The organism is Pseudoduganella sp. RAF53_2, from assembly GCF_052113985.1.
GTDB lineage: Bacteria > Pseudomonadota > Gammaproteobacteria > Burkholderiales > Burkholderiaceae_D > Rugamonas.
Window position 1 is genome coordinate 1 of record NZ_JBFRDW010000769.1, and the last position, 2,519, is coordinate 2,519.

At 67.3% G+C, this 2,519-nt stretch carries 2 protein-coding genes; both read left to right on the top strand.

Annotated features, from left to right (window positions below; genetic code table 11):
- Positions 1-20 precede the first annotated feature (20 nt).
- Entirely contained in the window at positions 21-1,616 is a 1,596-nt protein-coding gene (locus AB4Z11_RS29230) for an FAD-binding oxidoreductase (RefSeq protein WP_442029329.1), read from the top strand.
- Between the two features lie 95 nt (positions 1,617-1,711).
- Positions 1,712-2,519, top strand: an 808-nt coding sequence (locus AB4Z11_RS29235; protein WP_442029330.1) for an FAD-dependent oxidoreductase, incomplete at its 3' end; no start/stop codon positions are given.

Consider the following 2,519-nt stretch of genomic DNA (forward strand, 5'->3'; position numbering starts at 1 on the left):
GAGTATAACAAGGGACAAGCATGAGAAGATGGAACGGTTGGGGCGACGACACAATTGACTTTCCGCTGCACGCCGATGCGCTGGCCTTCCTCGCCCAGCGCGTGGGCGCGGGCCAGCCGGTGCAGGACGCCAGCTTCGAACAAGCCTGCGCCACGCTGCCGCCACCTCGGCTGGCGCCGCACCGTCTGATCGACACCCGTCCCGAAACCCGCCTGCGCAATGCGCTCGGCCAGAGCCTGCCGGACTGGCTGCGCCTGCGCTTTGGCCGCATTGGCGCCGCGCCGGATGGCGTGGCTTATCCCGAAAGCGCGGACGACGTGCGCGCGCTGCTCGACTACGCCCGCGAGCATGGCGTGGCCTTGATACCGCAGGGCGGCGGCACCAGCGTGGCGGGACACCTGACCGCGCCGGAATCCGCCCCCGCCGTGCTGGTGGTGAACATGACGCGCATGAGCCATCTGCATTACCTGGACAAGGAAGCGCAGCTGGCCACCTTCGGCGCCGGCGTGTTTGGGCCGGACCTGGAAGCGCAGTTGCGAGCCCACGGTTATATGCTGGGCCACTTCCCGCAGTCCTTCGAATACTCGACCTTGGGTGGCTGGGTGGTCACGCGCTCTTCCGGCCAGCAGTCCCTGCGCTACGGGCGCATCGAGCAGATGTTTGCCGGCGGCGTGGTCGAAACGCCGAAAGGCAAGCTGGAGATCCCGACTTTCCCGGCATCGGCGGCAGGTACGGACTTGCGCGAGATGGTGCTGGGCTCCGAAGGCCGCATGGGCATCCTGACCGAGGCTACGGTGCGCGTGACGCCGGTGCCGGAACACGAATCCTTCCACGCCGTATTCTTCCCCAGCTGGCAGCAGGCGGAAGCCGCCGTGCGCGCGCTGGCGCAGGGCAAACTGGGGCTGTCCATGCTGCGCCTGTCGAATCCACTGGAGACGGTGACCATGCTGGCGCTGGCGGGCCATAAGCGTCTGATCGGTGCGCTGGAAGCCTGGCTGCGCTGGCGCGGCTGTGGCGAAGGCAAGTGCATGCTGATGATTGGCGTTAGCGGTGGACGTGCGCAATCAAAAGCCGCGCTGCGTTCCGCACTGGCGCTGTGCCGCGCGCAGGACGGCGTGCATGTAGGCCGCCGCATGGGCGATAAATGGAAGGAAGGACGCTTCCGCAATGTCTACCTGCGCAATGCGGCCTGGCAGCAGGGCTATGTGATCGACACGGTGGAAACGGCGGTGGACTGGCCGCGCGTGGGCACGATGATGCGCGCGGTCGAACATGCCGCCACGCGCGCGCTGGAGGGGCTGGGCGAGAAGGTGCATGCGTACACGCACGTGTCGCATTTGTATGCGCAGGGAGCCAGCGTCTACACCACCTTTGTGTACCGCCTGGCGGGCGACTTCGAACAGAATATGGAGCGCTGGCGCGCGTTGAAGCATGCGGTCAGCATGGCGATTGTCGACAATGGCGGCACCATCAGCCACCAGCATGGCGTGGGCAGCGACCATGCACCGTATCTGCCGGCGGAGAAGGGCGCTGCAGGCATCGCGGCCATGCAGGCGCTGTTCCGCCACTTCGACCCGCAAGGCATCATGAATCCAGGGAAGCTGGTGCAGCCATGATGAACCCGAACGACCGGGTCGGACCCAAAGGGTCAGACCCTGATGCCGCGGAAGCCGGGGTCGGACCCTCCGGGTCTGACCCGATGTTAGGGGTCATGCCGGCAGCACACTGGCGCCCGGCTGGGCGCGAGCTGCTGGCTGACATGCTGGCGCTGGAATGGGATTTGCTGATTATCGGCGGCGGCATCACGGGCGCAGGCATCCTGCTGGAAGCCTCGCGCCGCGGCTTGCGTGCGCTGCTGGTGGAGCAGCGCGACTTCGCCTGGGGCACCTCCAGCCGCTCATCCAAACTGGTGCACGGTGGCTTGCGCTACCTGAAGGAAGGCCAGTTTTCGCTGACGCGCGAGTCTGTGCATGAGCGCGAGAGCCTGCTGCGCGAGGCCGCCGGGCTGGTCGAGCCGCAAAGCTTTGCCTTCGGCGACTATGAGGGTCGCAAGCCGGGCCGGCRCTCCATGCTGCTTGGTCTGGCCATCTACGACCGCATGGCGGGACAGCGCGAGCGCCACTACCACGAGCGTGAGGCCTTCCTGCAAATGGCGCCGCACATCCGCACCGAGGGCCYRCGCGGCGGCATCTGCTACCACGACGCCAAGACCGACGATGCGCGCCTCGTCATGCGCGTGCTGCACGAGGCGCAGCAGCACGGCGGCGCGGCCTTCAATTACTTGTCTGTGCAATCACTGCGGCGCGAAGGCGGCACGGTGCGCGGCGCTGTGCTGCGCGATGAACTGACGCAAACCATGCAAACGGTGCGGGCCAGAGCGACCATCAGCGCCACCGGCGCCTGGGCCGACCTGCTGCGCGCACACAACGGCGCCAAGCCGCGCCTGCGTCCCCTGCGCGGCAGCCATCTCGTGCTGCCTGCGTGGCGGCTGCCGCTGGCGCAGGCGGTCAGCCTGATGC